Here is a 14,151-nt window from a genome sequence, read left to right on the forward strand (position 1 = left end):
AACCCTAGGAGCATACCCACCATGAACAACGACCCAACCTACGTTCTGCTGCATGGCATCAACAACTCTCCGAGCAGCTGGGGCTCGCTGCGGGCAGCGTTCCCGCAGGACTCCCACATCCTGACCCCGGCACTGCCCGCGCTGGATGACGTCGACAGCATTGCCGCCACGCTCCTGGCGGACCTGCCACCCCGATTCATCTTGGTTGGGCATTCATTCGGCGGATACGTCGCCCTGTCGATGCTGGAGCGGTACCCGGATCGCATCCGGGCCCTGGTACTGGTCAACAGCCTGGACAACGCCGATACGGACGTTGCCGCCGCGGGGCGGCGCGTGAAAGCGCAACAGGCCGCACAGGGCGCCTACGGCGATATCGCGCGAGCGTCGACGGCCAAGACCTACCACCCGGACAACGCCCACCGGGACGATCTGATGGCGCAGCGTGAAGCGGCGTTGGCGGAGTACGGGGCGGAGCGGTTTAGCGCGCACCAGGAGGCCTCGGCGCGCCGGCCCGACCGCCGGGACATGCTTCTCCGGTCCCGCGTGCCGCTCTGCGTCGTGGCCGCCAAGGACGATGCGGTGATTGCCGCCGAGAAGCAGCGGCTGATGGCAGAGAGTGTGGATGCGCAGTTCCACGCGCTTTCCGGGGCGGGGCACATGCTTCCCTCCGAGCAACCGGAAGCCCTGGCGAGGGTGATTCTTGGATGGGTCGCCGAAATCGACGACTGCAACTGAGCGACCGGAGCCCCGCGCGGCGACAGCGACCTCGTTTTGATGAGCGCCACCGGTGAGTCAACGCGGGCCATTGACGAGGCCACGCGCCAAAGGTAGCCTTAAACCACAAATTGGTTCAACCACTTTGGGCTGGACCCCACCATCCCGCCCGGTGACGGGACCCGTTCAAAGTCCGCCATGCCTTGCACTTTCCCGCTTCGGGACGTTGCTGTGCGTACAGGCGCCGAATGCCCCGGAGGGGAACAATGTACGAGGTAAATGACACGCTGTTCATCAGCGTTCCGACAGAAGATGAAACCGACAACCCCTGGCTCAAGGGTGCGTTCCGTCCCCAAGGGCGCGAATACAGCGTCAGCGGCGAGCACCTCAAGGTCATCGGCAAAATCCCCTCGGACCTGAACGGCATCTACATCCGCAACTCGCACAACAATGCGCAGATGCCCATGGGGATCTACCACCCCTTTGATGGCGATGGCATGCTCCACGCCATGCGTTTCGACGCCGGAAAAATCGAATACCGCAACAAGTTCGTGCGCACCACCGGCTTCCTCGCGGAACAGGGTGCCCAGAAGTCGCTCTGGCCAGGCATCCTGCAGCCACAGAATTACCAGCGACGCGGCTGGGGTTCCATGGGCGTCATGAAGGACAACGCGGGAACCGACGTCATGGCGCATGCGGGAAATGTCATGGCGACCATGTCGCAAGGTTCCGAGCCTTGGAACCTGAGCCCGACGACACTGGAAACCTTTGGCGTGAACAAGAACTGGGCCAGCATGGTCCCGGACGGAGTCGCCTCGCACTCCAAGGTCGACAACGTCACCGGCGACATGATCTTCTTCAACTACCCGGAGAAGGCGCCGTTCATGAACTACGGCGTGATCAATAGGGAAGACAAGATGGTCCACTACGTGCCCATCGAGTTGCCCGGCGCGCGCTGGCCCCACGACATCGGCATGACGAAGAACTATTCGATCCTGCACGACCTGCCCTACTTCTACAACCCCGACATGCTCAAGGCCGGATCCCGCAAGCTCGAATTCCACAAGGAAATGCCGTCCCGCTTCGGTATCATTCCGCGGTTCGGGCGCAGCGAGGACGTGCGCTGGTTTGAGGCCGAGGCGTGCTGGGTCATGCACCTGTCCAACTGCTTCGAGGACGGGGACTGGGTCGTCCAAGACGGCTGCATCTGGGACAACCCTGTCAAGCCGCCTGTCGGCGACCCGAATGACGTCTATGCCAAGATCGCTCGCCAGTTGGACAAGCAGAGCACACATACCCACATGTACCGCTGGATGTTCAACATGCGCACCGGGGAAGTCAAGGAATTCCCGATCGACGACGAGGTCACCGAGTTCCCCATAGTCTCCAACGATTTCATCGGGTTGAAGAACCGCTACAGCTACAACTCGATCTTCTCGGGCCATGACTGGGTCATGGACGGGGTGAAGCGCTACGACCTGCTGTCGAACACGAGCACCCGCCACGAATACGGTCCCGGTCGTTTTGGCAGCGAAGTCTGTGTCGCCATGAAGGACGGGTTCGTCAAGGAGGACGACGCCTACATCATTACCTTCGTCAACGACATGAACCAGGACCGCTCCGAGTGCGTGATCTTCGAAGCGGCGGACCTCGCTGCGGGCCCCATTTGCACCATTGTCCTGCCAGAACGCATCTCTGCCGGCACGCATGCCTGCTGGATCGAGGCCGACCGCATTGACGGAGAAAACCGCCAGCTGGCGGGCAACTACTGGGAAATCAGTGTCTGTGAAGGCGAATGACAGGGGGCTAGAGAACGGTTACGAATTGACGCAGAATTCCAAACCCGAGGGTCAGATGCATTGGTCGGTACGGATCATGGCCGCACGGGTCGGGGTGTCCCCGGCGCAGGTACGGCGGATTTGGGCGGCACGGGGCTGAAGCCGCATTTGATCAAGACGTTCAAGCTCTCCACGGATCCGAACTTTGATGAGAAGCTCATTGACGTGTGCAGGCTGTATTTGAATCCGCCGAACAACGCGATAGATTTCTGCATGGACGAAAAGACCTCGATCCAGGCTCTTGACCGTTCCCAACCGTCCCTGCCGATGGTCAGGGGCCGGTCCGAGACGGTGACACATGACTACAAGCGCAACGAAACGGCCACGCTCTTCGCTGCCTTCGAGGTCACCACGGGAAGGTTCTGGGATCCTGCGTCCCCAAGCACCGTCACGATGAATTCCTGGGGTTTCTGAAAACCATCGAGAAGGAGGTCCCCCAAGGGCCTTCAAATCCACCTCATGGTGGACAACTACGCGACCCATAAGCATTCGAATGTGGAAACTTGGCTGGAGAAGAACCCGCGGTTTCACCTGCATTTCACCCCAACATCCTCCTCCTGGCTGAACCTGGTGGAGCGCTGGTTCAGGGATCTCACGGAGAGAGCACTGCGCCGTGGGGTCTTCCACTCGGTGCCGGACTTGATCGAGAAGATCGAAGACTGCATCCGAGTCAACAACGAGAACCCCAAGCCGTTGACTTGGACTGCGACCGCCGACTCAATCATCGAAAAAGTCCGCCGGGCCCGCATAGCCCTCCAAGCCACAAAGCAAAACTGAGACACTACACTAGTAACACCCGGTAGCTCACGCATGCGGGCTTAATCCCGCTACGAACCGTCGGATCATTCAGGCCCCCACGTTGACAATTGACCGTCCTGCCCAATAAATTCAGCACGGCAGAAGTCCAGCAAAAAGCGCAACTTGGCACTTGGTTGTGAGTGCTTCGGGTAGACGAGGGTGAGCCCATTGTGCGGGATTTCGTCAGCGATTCGACGATAGGCCAATGGCATACCGTCGTAGGAACGATCCCCGACAGGCCGCCCCATGATCGCCGAGTATCCCAACCCCCTAGCAACCATGGATCGAATAGTCTCGACATTCTTAAACCGCCATTTCACCTTTGGCTCAAACCCGGCTCCTCGGAGTAATTCCTCCACAAGCCCTCGGGCAGGGCGCAGATCGATAAGTATGGCTGGTTCGTCGTGTAGGCGCTTTAGCGGAACCGCTTCCAATGATGCAAGTGGGTGATTCGCTGCCAACAGCAGTTGCAAACGCAAGGGTACGATTTCGATCGCTTCCAGCCCTGGATGCACGTGCCGAAAGAGGACGAGGGCTGCATCTAAAGTTCCATCAAGGACCCCTTCTTGCAACTCGTCCGAGGGACCCTCAATAAAATCCAAGGTGATGGCAGGTGACTTGTCAGTGAAATGTGCGGCGATCGGCGGCAGGACCCAAGGTGACAGTGTCGAGAAGCAGCCAAGACGCAGGGAGCCGTGGAGTTCGCTCCTCATACCGCGAGTGAAGTCATGCAGGTCCCTCACTTTTTCTAGAATGTTTCGGACCTGGATAGCGGCGGAGCGGCCCGCCGGGGTCATGGACACCCCTTTGGCAGGGCGTCTGATCGTTAATTGCACACCCAATGCCACTTCCAAGTCAGTAACTGCTTGGCTAACGGCACCGGCCGATATGTGCAATCGGTGGGCGGCAGCGGTCACCGAGCCTTCTTCGGCCACCGCAATGAAGTACTCAAGTTGTCGCAGTGTAAAGTCAGTCATTCTGTAATTCTAAACTTATACTGTAGCTCTTTTACATTTACTGAATACGGTGACGTCGGTCATAGTAGTTGGAGATCGCCGTCACTCCCCACTGGAGGACTGCCGATACCCAGTCTTAAAGAGGAGTGAAGTGCAATGAACCCACAGAATAAGCCTTACGTAGTTACGTTGGGCACGGCTGGCGGACCGCGGTGGTGGCGGGGTGCTTCTGGTAGTCAACGTGCCGGAATCTCGACGGCGGTCGTCGTAGGCGAAGCTGTTTACCTCGTGGACTGTGGGCAGAGCACTGGCTCGCAACTATCTCGTTCGGGTATTCCGATGAGTTCCCTCCGAGGGATTTTCCTCACTCACCTACACTCGGACCACGTCATCGATTTGGCCGCTTTGACCATTTTTGGCTTCATGAACCTCAAATCCCCCAACAGGGAACAGATCGCGATAATGGGCCCTGGCGATCGCAGCATGCTTCCCCCACTTTCGCCTCGGGCCAGCAGTGCGCCCAGCCTCCCATTCCCCGAAAACGCGACTCCCGGGACACGCTCCATGTTCGATTCACTGGTGCAGGCGTACTCAACGGACGTGGCTGACCGGATGCTAGATTCGCTGCGCCCAAGCGTGTATGACTTCTTTGCCCCCCAAGACATCTCCGTCCCGGGTTCTAGCGGTTACCATCCCAACGAGAACCCGACCCCCACAGGTATGGAGCCCTTTGAAGTTTATTCTGACGATCTTGTCACGGTCACGGCCACCCTTGTGGAGCACCCACCTGTGGCCCCGGCTTTTGCATTCCGCTTTGACACAGCTGGCGGCTCGGTGACGATTTCTGGTGACACAGCCCCGTGCGGCAACCTTGTTCGGCTGGCCCGTGACACCGACCTGTTGCTGCATGAGGCCATCGACTTCGACAGTATTCAGCAAGCTTATGTCGGAGAGGATCCGGTCACGGCCGCCGCCACTATGGACCACCACCGCAAATCGCATACCTCGCCTGTTCAAGCCGGTGAAATCGCCACCCTTGCCGGGGCACGCCGACTTGCTCTCCACCATCTGGTGCCTGGAAACGCGGCCCCGGAAGCCTGGCAGAGTGCCCGCGAAAGCTACAGCGGACCATTCTATGTTCCCGAAGATCTTGATGTCATCAGCTTTGCCAACTCAAATCTCCGCTCCTCACTCGTCGCTGAAAGGGCGTGAACCATGACTGCAACACACGGTGTTCCACCAAGTTCAAACCGGAGAGACATGGAACTTCTTCAAGAATCAATCAACACGCCCATGATGCGGCGTATCCTTGCCTCCAGTTTCCTGGGCACGATGATCGAATTCTACGATTTCTTGCTCTACGCAACAGCCGCCGCCGTAGTCTTTAACAAGATCTTCTTCATCTCCATGAGCCCAGCAATGGCCACCTTCGCCTCTTTCGCAACATTGGCCGCAGGGTACGTTGCACGACCGCTCGGCGCCGTGATCTTTGGCCACTTCGGCGACCGGCTAGGGCGCAAGGGGGTACTGGTGGTCTCTATGTTGGCCATGGGTATTTGCACCACAGTCATCGGTTTGCTGCCGACCGCCGCACAGATCGGCGTCTTGGCACCCGTCATTCTGGTTAGCATCCGGATTATCCAAGGTCTGGCCATCGGCGGAGAATGGGGTGGCGCCATGCTGATCGCCCTCGAGCATGCCCCTGGTGGTAAGCGCGGATTTGCTGCCAGCTTCGCGAACCTAGGTGCGCCAGCTGGAGCCATCTTGGGTGCCATTGCCATGGCACTGGCAACCACGCTCCCGGATGAACAATTCTTCTCTTGGGGCTGGCGCGTGCCGTTCCTATTCAGCATCGTTCTGGTCTTCATCGGCATGGTGGTGCGCTTGAAGGTTACTGAAAGTCCTCTCTTTCAGGAGTTCGAAAAGGAAGCTGAAACGCGACGCCTTCCCATCATGGATGTGCTCACCAATTACCCAAAGAATCTATCCCTAGGCATTCTCGTCGGCATGAGTCAACTGATGATCGCCGGCATCGCCACCGTTTGGGCCGTGAACTTTGCAATTGAACACGGTGCCGACAAAACCGGCGTACTATCCGCCAAGGCCTTCGCCGCCGCCGTAATGCTTATCATGACCCTTATCAGCGCCAAGCTCTGTGACAGGTACGGCCGCAAACCCATCATCGCCGTCGGAATCGCTGCGGCAATGATCTTCGCCTACCCAATGCTGTTACTTGTGCAAACCGGCACCGTCGCTAACTTCACAATAGCGGTCATGGTTGCACAGGGAATCCAAGGCATCATCCTCGGCCCGCTGGCCGCGTTCCTGGCCGAACTTTTTCCGACCCGAGTCCGTTTCACCGGCGCATCAGTTGCCTTCCAAGGAGCTTCCACCATAGGCGCCGGACTGACGCCGATGGTGGCAGCAGCCATCGTTCTCGCAACCGGCGGCAGCATCGTCACCCTTGGCGCGGTTTGGATTGGGGCACTGGCGATTTCCCTGCTTGCCCTCGTTTTTGCTCCGGAGGGACGAAAGCTTGAACTCCAAGAGATCAAGTAGCACCGCACCAGCACAACGGCCTCAAATAGTTGAAAGCGACACCATGACACAGAACCCAACGCATGAATCCATCGCTGCCGGAATGGCCGTGCCCGAGGCGACCCCGGAAGAGACTGCGGCTTTGGAAGTCCTGTACCAGGACTTCGAGCAGGAGAACCTCATTCCGTTGTGGACGCAGATCGCCGACCTGATGCCCATGGTGCCGACGCCGAAAGCCGTCCCGCACGTGTGGCGGTGGAACACGCTCCTGCCATTGGCTGAGCGTTCCGGTGACCTGGTGCCCGTGGGCCGCGGCGGGGAACGCCGCGCCATCGCCCTGGCGAACCCGGGTCTGGGCGGAAAGCCCTACGTGACGCCGACCCTTTGGGCTGCCATCCAGTACCTGGGCGGACACGAGACCGCACCGGAACACCGCCATTCGCAGAACGCGTTCCGTTTTGTGGTGGAGGGCGAAGGAGTCTGGACCGTTGTCAATGGCGACCCGGTCCGGATGTCACGCGGTGATTTCCTGCTCACCCCGGGCTGGAACTTCCACGGCCACCACAATGAGACCGATCAGTCCATGGCGTGGATCGACGGCTTGGACATCCCGTTCGTGCACTACACCGACACGGCTTTCTTTGAATTCGGCACCGAGCGCGTCACCGACGAATCCACTCCCGACATCTCCCGCTCCGAGCGGCTGTGGGCGAATCCGGGCCTGCGTCCGCTCTCCGGACTGCAAAACACGATCTCCTCCCCCATCGGCGCCTACCGCTGGCAACACACCGACCGGGCACTGCGGGAGCAGCTCTTGTTGGAGGATGAGGGGAACCCGGCCACCGTTTCCCAGGGACACGCCGCCGTCCGCTTCGTCAACCCGACGACCGGAGGGGATGTCATGTCAACCATCCGCGCCCAGTTTCACCGCCTGCGCGCCGGGGCATCCACCGAGACCGTCCGCGAGGTCGGCTCCAGTGTCTACCAGGTCTTCGAGGGCCGTGGTGCGATCGTGATCAACGGCGAACGCAACCTGTTGGAAAAGGGTGACTTGATCGTGGTCCCGTCCTGGGCAGCCTGGTCTCTGGAAGCTGAAACTGAATTCGACCTTTTCCAGTTCGGCGACCAGCCCATCATTGAACGCCTCAACCTGAACCGCACCTACATCGAAGGACGCAACAACTCATGAAGCTTCTCACTCTCCGGACCCCGAATGGCATGAAGGCAGTACGCCAGGACGACGACACCCTCACCGAAATCGACGGCTACGCCAGCATCGGGGATCTCCTGCAGACCCCGGACTGGAAAACCGTTGCGGCAGCCGCCACCGGCGCAACCCACCCCTACGAGGGCGCCGACCTCGCCGCCGTCATCCCCGCTCCCGGCAAAATCATCTGCGTGGGCCACAACTACCGCAACCACATCAAGGAAATGGGCCGGGAAATCCCCACCCACCCGGCCTTGTTCGCCAAGTACGCCGAATCCCTGATCGGCCCCACCGACGACCTGGCCCTTCCACCGGAATCAGACGCCGTGGACTGGGAAGCCGAACTCGCCGTGATCATCGGCAAGCCCGGACGCCGCATCGCCGAAGCCGACGCGGCCGAGCACATCGCCGGCTACGCCGTGCTGAACGACGTTTCCATGCGCGACTACCAGTTCCGCACCATCCAGTGGCTCCAGGGAAAAACCTGGGAAAGCAGCACCCCCTTCGGCCCGGCCCTCGTCACGAGCGATGAGTTCAGCGCCGGCCCGCTCATGACCTCCGCCGTTGACGGAGAAATCATGCAGTCGACCCCGACCGGAGACCTCGTCTTCACCCCGGAATTCCTGGTCCACTACATCTCCACCATCATCACCCTCAACCCCGGCGACGTCATCGCCACCGGCACCCCGGGCGGTGTGGGCCACGCCCGCGAGCCACAGGTGTACTTGGCCGAGGGTCAGCTTCTGGTCACCACCATCGAGGGGCTCGGCAAACTGAGCAACAAAGTGGTCAGGGAAGCCTGATGGTTGCCCGCCAGGATCTGACGAGCGATCCGCGCCTGCAGGACGCACTCCTGCAGGCGCGGCGCGGCACCGCGTTCTTCGCCCGCAAACTCAACGAACTCAGCGACGACGAGCTCGACGGCGATTCCCTCTTGCCCGGCTGGACCCGCCGCCACGTCGCTGCCCATGTCGGCTACAACGCCCGCGCGATTGCCCGGCTCGTTGAATGGGCCGCCACAGGGGTGGAAACACCCATGTACCCCTCCCCCCAAGCACGCAACCAGGAAATCGACTTCGGCGCCACGCTCAGCCCCATTGCCCTGCGCAACCTCTTTGACCACTCCTCCGTGCACCTGAACGTGGAATGGCGCGACCTGCCCGACGCGAGCTGGTCCAACCACGTCAAAACCGCCCAAGGCCGCACCGTCCCCGCCTCCGAAACCGTGTGGATGCGCACCCGCGAAGTCTGGCTCCACGCCGTCGACCTCAACAACGGAGCCGGCTTCAACGACATCCCGGCACCGATCCTGGAACGGCTGCTGGACGACATCACCGCAGCCTGGAAAACCCGCGGCACCGACAACGGACTCGTTATAGCCCCCAGGGGAAGCGAAAGGGGCTTCGGGGACGTTTCCAACCCGGACGCCGCGACCATCACAGGCACACTGGCCGAAATAACCGCCTGGGCCGCCGGCCGCAGCGGCATCGACGCAACACTGCCGGCACCCGTCTGGATCTAGGCGCAGTTTCCTGAACGGGTTCGGCTTCGTTGCAGCTGGAACAGTGACCGGGCCCAAAATAGAAATCCTGGCGCCACCCAAATGTCGGGAGGCACCGGGATTTCCACTTTGTGGTTTATTGGTTGTGGTCCTGACGCAAGGGTGTCCATACGGTAATCGAGTCGGAATCAGCCTTCATGGGGCAGGCGTCCTTGTCCTTCGCTACAAGGGTAGCCAATGTCAGTGTGCACACCTCGCCTTTGAGGAAACTCGCGTTTAACTGCGACTGAAAACTCGTCTCGCTAACAAGCTTGAAGAGCTTTTCGGCTGGCTGCCGGGACGCCTCGTCGTTGACAAAAGTGCGGGCAACTCTGAGAATTCTACATTTGTGATCGACAAAAATTCACTTGCGATGCCGCTCGAAGCGGAAAGCTGGAGGAAGCATTGCCAGCCTTGGCACGCCGTCGCAAATCTACCTGTTAGTTTCCAACGCTGAGTCCAGCGCCCGGGGTATAGCGGGGCGCTCGGCCTACAGCGGGCGAGCGGCCAGTAGCCCACTGTGCCCTCGGTTACCCGACGGCCTTCTTCAGCAGCGCCACCAGTTGCTTCTTGTCGGCGGCGTCTGGCTTGGTCACGGCGAAGGAGCTGGGACAAGTGTTGCCGTCGTCAAGCTTCGCGTCCTCCTGGAATCCGATTGTGGCGTTCCGGTACTTGAACGTGGCGGCGACCTGGAAGAACACCACCACCTTGCCGTCGGCGTTCATGTACGCCGGCATGCCGTACCAGGCCTTGGCACCCAAGGTGGTGTTTTCCTTGACGAGATCGTGCAGGTTTGCGCCAGTTCCTGGTCCGTGCCGCTCATTTCAGTGATGGCGGCGAGGCAGGCGGCCTCCATGTCGGCGCCCGCCTTGGCTACTTTCACCTCGGTCGCCACGGCCCGCATTGCAGCCTTTTCCTCTTTGCTGAAGGTGGTGTTTGCCATTGCCGCATCCTTTCGTTGGTCCGTTGTTGAAACCACTGCAGGCGGCAGCGCGGCGGCAGGCTTCTTGATCCTGCTCGAAGCCGCGCTGGCCGAGCCTGTCGAGGCCCGGCGGGCTACTCGACGAAGGTGACTTCAATTTCGAGTGAACCTGACATCCCTGTCAGCATGGATTTGGTGTTCTCGAGCGCCCTCTTCCGCGGCCCTGATTCCTTCGCTGCAGCCGTTATCTTCTTCTCGGCATCCTGATAGAACTTTTCTTGCTTCGGCGTCTCCAGCGCATCCTTGATCCGTTCAACCGCGCCCCGCTCCTGGCTGGCTACGTAGGACTTTTCGTGGTTGATGTTCGGTTTGTCGAGCTGAGCATCAGGCAACCTGACCTTTAACGACCTGCCGTCCTCAGACAGCGTCAGGTCTTCGTCGGCGAAACCGGACATCTCAACATATGCGTTGACGGTGCCCTGTGCCACAACAAGCGTCCGGCGTCCCAAGATGACATCAGGTACCCACCCGTTGTCTTCTCCCCCGTCATCAACCACCACTTCGAAGTGGCCGACCGCACCGTGGAACTGGCTGATGTTCTGGATCGACTTCAGCAGCGCGGGCCGGTTCCGTTCATTCTGTTGCCATGGGAGCAGATTGACCCCAAACGCGCCAGCCACACCAAGTGGTACGTAGCCAAGGGGAGATCAAGGCTTAGGCGTGTTACCAGCCGAAGAGCCGTGCCGCATTGAGGGTGAAAGCCTGGGATGCCAGCTCGGTGCCCAGCTGTTGCGCTGCCCAGTCCTTGAGCGAGGCATAGGCTTGGTCTTCGTGGCGGGTGAATGGCCAGTCGCTGCCGAACACGAGTCGTTGCGTGGTCCCTGCTTCCTTGAGCTTTCGAACCATGGCCGTGGCTTCGCCGGCTTCCGAACGATAGGGGCCTGAGACCTTGATCCACACATGCCCGAGGGCCGCCAGCTCAAGCAGCAGGGCCGTGGCCTCGGGCTCTGTGCTCGAGGTCAGCCCAAGATGGTCGATCACCACCTTCGACGGCCAGGTCCTGAGCTGATCAGCCAACTGCATCCACTGGGCTCCCGAGGCTTGGATCTCCAGGTGCCATTCCTGTCGCGCGAGCTCCAATGCGGCAGTCTGCCAGTCGGGCGAGCACAGGTCCGGTAGCGGCACTCCGAGCAGGTTCAGCCGGACTCCGCGGATGCCGGCGGCATCGAGCCCGGCAACATTCCCGCGCGACAGCTCGAGGTCGGGTCTGGTTGCGTCAATGACGATGACCCCACGCAGACGGTCCGGTGCCTTCGCCATAGCTCCGATCAGGTAGGAATTATCATGTCCCAGGAAGCTGGGCTGGACCAACACGCCCCGGTCCATTCCATTCTCGTTCAGCACCTCGAGGTACTGTTCGACGGTGGCCTCGTAATCGGGTGTGTAGCGGGCATGGCTCGTCACCGGCAGTCCCGGTTGAAATACGTGGGCATGGGTGTCCGTGGTCAGAAAACTAGTCTCAGGCATCCATCCATCCTAGATGACCTCTAAACCTTCAAAGGAATAGACCTATACAGGAATGGGATGTACTGTGGGTCACATGAAATCGATAGAAGAGGACCCCGGGCCCGGGGTCGGCCCTGACCCCAGGCTCCCGCTCCACGCCAGGATCAAGGACGACCTGCTTCGGCGCATCCGGGCAGGCGAGTGGAACGGAACAACCCCGCTACCGCCCGAATCCTCGCTCGCTGATAGCTATGAAATTTCAATCGGCACGTTGCGCCGCGTCCTAGGTGAACTGGCGACCGAGGGGATCCTGGAACGTCAGCAGGGACGCGGCACGTTCGTGCGCCGGGCTTCCTTCCAGAATTCGCTCTATCGCTTTTTCCGCGTCCAGGGGCAAGAAGGGCAGACGCCGCTAAGCCGCATTCTTTCCCGCACTCCGGAAACTGCCGATTCGGTCCTTGCAGCCGCACTCAATGTGCGTCTTGGTTCCGGGCTGCTGCACATGCGTCGGCTCAGGCTGTGGAACGAGCATCCCTTCCTGATAGAAGACATCTGGCTGCCCCTACCGCGATTCGACGCGGTCGCACAAGCCGACTTGTCGGATCTAGGGCCCCTACTGTATCCGGCCTATGAACGCCTGGCGTGCGTCGTCGTCGGAAGCGCCACCGAGGAGCTTTCGGTGGTGGCCGCCACCGCGACACAGGCCGCGTTGCTGTCCGTGGCACCGGACACGGCGCTGGTGCGGATCAGTCGATCTGCGCTGACACATGCCGGTGAAATCATGGAATACCGGGAATCCCACGGGGTCGCGAATTCCTTCCGATATCGAGTAGAGATTAGCTAATATGCAAGAACTTGTGGCCGTATTCGGCCTGATCCTGATCTTCGGCGTGGCCATGTGGCGCAATATCAACATGGGCGCGGTTGCCCTCGTGGTGGCCTTCGTGCTTGGCATCGCGTATTACGGCCAAAGCGCCTCCGAGATCGCCTCCGGGTTCCCCGGAGGTCTCCTGATCACCCTGTTGGGTGTCACCTACCTCTTTGGCATGGCGCGTGCCAACGGCACCGTCGATCGAATCGTCAGCGGGGCAGTCGGCGCCGTCCGCGGCCGGGTGGCGCTGGTACCGTGGGTCTTCTTCGTCCTGGCCGCCATCATTACCGGTTCCGGTGCTCTCTCGGCGGCAACCAACGCTATCCTGATCCCTGTAGGGCTCGCCTTCGCCAACCGCTACCGCATCAATCCCCTGCTCATCGGGCTGTCCATCATCAACGGCACCAATGCCGGTGGATTCTCCCCGATTGCCGTGTACTTCAGCATTGTCGACGGCGTGCTGGACAAGATCGGCGTGAGCATCGATGCCGGACAGCTTTTCCTCTGGACCTTCATTGCGAACCTGCTGATCAACGCAGTGGCCTTCTTCCTTCTCGGCGGACGCGAATTAATGCGGCGCGCCCGTGAGACAGACGCATACCGCGATACACTCGATGACCTCTCCGGTGGTTCCGGTTCGACCGCCATGGCGGTCGAAACCAAGGCCAAGACCTGGGCCCTCCCACAAGTGGTTACGGTCCTGCTGATGGTGGGGGTCTTGGTGGGCGGGCTGGGCTTCAAGCTCGACGTGGGATTCCTTGCCCTCGGGGCGGCCGTCATCCTCTCGGCACTGTATCCCCAGGACTCGAAGGAAGGTGTCAGCCACATCGGCTGGGGCGTGATCCTGTTGATCGGTGGGATCGTCACCTACATCAGCATGCTCGACACCGCCGGGGTCATCGACGGCTTGGCCAATTCCGTAGCGGGTATCGGCACGCCGCTGCTTGCAGGGCTGTTGATGCTGGTCGTCGCCGGCGTCGTCTCGGCCTTCGCATCGACCAACGCCATGTTCGTGGTCCTGGTTCCGCTGGCGGCACCACTGCTGGTCAGCGGAGCCCTGGAACCCATGGGCTTCATCATCGCCCTGTGCATTGCCGCCTCCGCGGTGGATTCCAGCCCTTTCTCCACCGGCGGGGCATTGGTCGTCGCCAACACGGAAGAGGATCTGCGCGACAAGACGTTCAAGGGAATGATGCTCTGGGGCATGCTGATGATCCTCGCCGCACCGTTGCTGGCCTGGTTCTTCTTCGTGGTCCTCTAG

Annotated in this window: 14 protein-coding genes and 2 pseudogenes; 11 read left to right on the forward strand and 5 right to left on the reverse strand. The window is 60.6% G+C overall.

Annotation, left to right across the window (positions count from 1 at the left end; genetic code table 11):
• Positions 1-21 precede the first annotated feature (21 nt).
• The 3 genes and pseudogenes from ACIPVK_RS03625 to ACIPVK_RS03635 form a co-directional block, all read left to right on the forward strand.
• The gene (locus ACIPVK_RS03625) at positions 22-735 is read left to right on the forward strand and encodes an alpha/beta fold hydrolase (protein WP_407610618.1); all 714 of its coding nucleotides are present in this window, start codon (positions 22-24) and stop codon (positions 733-735) included.
• 245 nt (positions 736-980) lie between these two features.
• Positions 981-2,513, forward strand: a complete 1,533-nt coding sequence (locus tag ACIPVK_RS03630; RefSeq protein ID WP_407610619.1) for a carotenoid oxygenase family protein — start codon at positions 981-983, stop codon at positions 2,511-2,513.
• A 22-nt stretch (positions 2,514-2,535) separates the two neighbouring features.
• Positions 2,536-3,329 (forward strand): annotated as a pseudogene (locus ACIPVK_RS03635) (IS630 family transposase); the annotation flags it as partial.
• Between the two features lie 65 nt (positions 3,330-3,394).
• Here ACIPVK_RS03635 and ACIPVK_RS03640 read toward each other — a convergent pair.
• Positions 3,395-4,327 carry a LysR family transcriptional regulator gene (locus tag ACIPVK_RS03640; RefSeq protein ID WP_407610620.1) on the reverse strand — a complete coding sequence of 311 codons (933 nt, stop codon included), beginning with the start codon at positions 4,325-4,327 and terminating at the stop codon, positions 3,395-3,397.
• A 135-nt stretch (positions 4,328-4,462) separates the two neighbouring features.
• Between ACIPVK_RS03640 and ACIPVK_RS03645 the strand changes: the two are divergent.
• From ACIPVK_RS03645 to ACIPVK_RS03670, 6 genes and pseudogenes are all read left to right on the forward strand, one after another.
• A pseudogene (locus ACIPVK_RS03645) lies at positions 4,463-4,702 on the forward strand (MBL fold metallo-hydrolase); the annotation flags it as partial.
• Positions 4,703-4,870: 168 nt separating this feature from the next.
• Complete coding sequence (locus ACIPVK_RS03650; RefSeq protein ID WP_407610713.1) at positions 4,871-5,518, forward strand: MBL fold metallo-hydrolase; 648 nt, start codon at positions 4,871-4,873, stop codon at positions 5,516-5,518.
• Positions 5,519-5,521: 3 nt separating this feature from the next.
• Positions 5,522-6,865 (forward strand): MFS transporter, encoded by a 1,344-nt coding sequence (locus tag ACIPVK_RS03655; RefSeq protein ID WP_407610621.1) that lies wholly within the window; start codon positions 5,522-5,524, stop codon positions 6,863-6,865.
• 43 nt (positions 6,866-6,908) lie between these two features.
• Positions 6,909-8,033, forward strand: coding sequence for a cupin domain-containing protein (locus ACIPVK_RS03660; RefSeq protein WP_407610622.1), 1,125 nt, complete (start codon positions 6,909-6,911; stop codon positions 8,031-8,033).
• Entirely contained in the window at positions 8,030-8,854 is an 825-nt protein-coding gene (locus ACIPVK_RS03665) for a fumarylacetoacetate hydrolase family protein (RefSeq protein ID WP_407610623.1), read from the forward strand. Before ACIPVK_RS03660 ends, ACIPVK_RS03665 begins: the two co-directional genes overlap by 4 nt.
• Positions 8,854-9,573: a maleylpyruvate isomerase family mycothiol-dependent enzyme gene (locus ACIPVK_RS03670; protein WP_407610624.1), complete on the forward strand. Its 720-nt coding sequence runs from the start codon at positions 8,854-8,856 to the stop codon at positions 9,571-9,573. Before ACIPVK_RS03665 ends, ACIPVK_RS03670 begins: the two co-directional genes overlap by 1 nt.
• A 548-nt stretch (positions 9,574-10,121) precedes the next feature.
• Here ACIPVK_RS03670 and ACIPVK_RS03675 read toward each other — a convergent pair.
• The 4 genes from ACIPVK_RS03675 to ACIPVK_RS03690 form a co-directional block, all read right to left on the reverse strand.
• Complete coding sequence (locus tag ACIPVK_RS03675) at positions 10,122-10,352, reverse strand: hypothetical protein (protein ID WP_407610625.1); 231 nt, start codon at positions 10,350-10,352, stop codon at positions 10,122-10,124.
• Entirely contained in the window at positions 10,313-10,534 is a 222-nt protein-coding gene (locus ACIPVK_RS03680) for a hypothetical protein (RefSeq protein WP_407610626.1), read from the reverse strand. Before ACIPVK_RS03680 ends, ACIPVK_RS03675 begins: the two co-directional genes overlap by 40 nt.
• Before the next feature lie 113 nt (positions 10,535-10,647).
• On the reverse strand, positions 10,648-11,193 hold the full coding sequence (locus ACIPVK_RS03685; protein WP_407610627.1) for a DUF4230 domain-containing protein: 546 nt from the start codon (positions 11,191-11,193) through the stop codon (positions 10,648-10,650).
• 43 nt (positions 11,194-11,236) lie between these two features.
• Complete coding sequence (locus ACIPVK_RS03690) at positions 11,237-12,040, reverse strand: amidohydrolase family protein (RefSeq protein WP_407610628.1); 804 nt, start codon at positions 12,038-12,040, stop codon at positions 11,237-11,239.
• A 73-nt stretch (positions 12,041-12,113) separates the two neighbouring features.
• On the opposite strand from ACIPVK_RS03690, the gene ACIPVK_RS03695 reads away from it, so the two are divergent.
• Together ACIPVK_RS03695 and ACIPVK_RS03700 are read left to right on the forward strand one after the other, a co-directional pair.
• Positions 12,114-12,863, forward strand: a complete 750-nt coding sequence (locus ACIPVK_RS03695) for a GntR family transcriptional regulator (RefSeq protein WP_407610629.1) — start codon at positions 12,114-12,116, stop codon at positions 12,861-12,863.
• A 1-nt stretch (position 12,864) separates the two neighbouring features.
• The gene (locus ACIPVK_RS03700) at positions 12,865-14,151 is read left to right on the forward strand and encodes an SLC13 family permease (protein ID WP_407610630.1); all 1,287 of its coding nucleotides are present in this window, start codon (positions 12,865-12,867) and stop codon (positions 14,149-14,151) included.

It is taken from the genome of Paeniglutamicibacter sp. MACA_103, from assembly GCF_045798555.1.
Lineage (GTDB): Bacteria > Actinomycetota > Actinomycetes > Actinomycetales > Micrococcaceae > Paeniglutamicibacter.

Bases quoted from the DNA above. Each gene is read 5' to 3' on its own strand.
- ACIPVK_RS03680 (WP_407610626.1), bottom strand. From the start codon at position 10,534: ATGGCAAACACCACCTTCAGCAAAGAGGAAAAGGCTGCAATGCGGGCC.
- ACIPVK_RS03670 (WP_407610624.1), top strand. From the start codon at position 8,854: ATGGTTGCCCGCCAGGATCTGACGAGCGATCCGCGCCTGCAGGACGCA.
- ACIPVK_RS03690 (WP_407610628.1), bottom strand. From the start codon at position 12,040: ATGCCTGAGACTAGTTTTCTGACCACGGACACCCATGCCCACGTATTT.
- ACIPVK_RS03640 (WP_407610620.1), bottom strand. From the start codon at position 4,327: ATGACTGACTTTACACTGCGACAACTTGAGTACTTCATTGCGGTGGCC.
- ACIPVK_RS03700 (WP_407610630.1), top strand. From the start codon at position 12,865: ATGCAAGAACTTGTGGCCGTATTCGGCCTGATCCTGATCTTCGGCGTG.
- ACIPVK_RS03660 (WP_407610622.1), top strand. From the start codon at position 6,909: ATGACACAGAACCCAACGCATGAATCCATCGCTGCCGGAATGGCCGTG.
- ACIPVK_RS03625 (WP_407610618.1), top strand. From the start codon at position 22: ATGAACAACGACCCAACCTACGTTCTGCTGCATGGCATCAACAACTCT.
- ACIPVK_RS03695 (WP_407610629.1), top strand. From the start codon at position 12,114: ATGAAATCGATAGAAGAGGACCCCGGGCCCGGGGTCGGCCCTGACCCC.
- ACIPVK_RS03655 (WP_407610621.1), top strand. From the start codon at position 5,522: ATGACTGCAACACACGGTGTTCCACCAAGTTCAAACCGGAGAGACATG.
- ACIPVK_RS03630 (WP_407610619.1), top strand. From the start codon at position 981: ATGTACGAGGTAAATGACACGCTGTTCATCAGCGTTCCGACAGAAGAT.
- ACIPVK_RS03665 (WP_407610623.1), top strand. From the start codon at position 8,030: ATGAAGCTTCTCACTCTCCGGACCCCGAATGGCATGAAGGCAGTACGC.
- ACIPVK_RS03650 (WP_407610713.1), top strand. From the start codon at position 4,871: ATGTTCGATTCACTGGTGCAGGCGTACTCAACGGACGTGGCTGACCGG.